This is a genomic window from Streptococcus sp. HMSC034E03 (assembly GCF_001811505.1).
In the GTDB taxonomy this organism is placed as follows: Bacteria; Bacillota; Bacilli; order Lactobacillales; family Streptococcaceae; genus Streptococcus.
The window spans coordinates 1-247 of sequence record NZ_KV804974.1; the positions used below are offsets into that span (position 1 = coordinate 1).

Annotated in this window: 1 pseudogene; it reads left to right on the top strand. The window is 44.1% G+C overall.

The window, feature by feature from the left end:
* Positions 1 to 247: pseudogene (locus tag HMPREF2805_RS10570) on the top strand (transposase); the annotation flags it as partial.

A 247-nucleotide genomic window follows, 5' to 3' on the forward strand; every position in this document is an offset into this window, starting at 1 on the left:
GTTGAAACAGTCAGGGGAGTGACTGTTTCAATCGGGAGATGAAGATGAGCTTCATTGCACAGGATTTTGATTCCAGAAAGATCGTAGCTATCCTGGATGGGCGGACTCAAGTGACCATTCGCAATCATTTTCTTCGTTATTCTGGAAAGGTGAGAAGTCGCGTGAAAGTCATTACCATGGATATGTTTAGCCCTTACTATGCCTTAGCTAAACAGCTTCGCTTTCGAATTTCTAGGCTCAGGCTGAA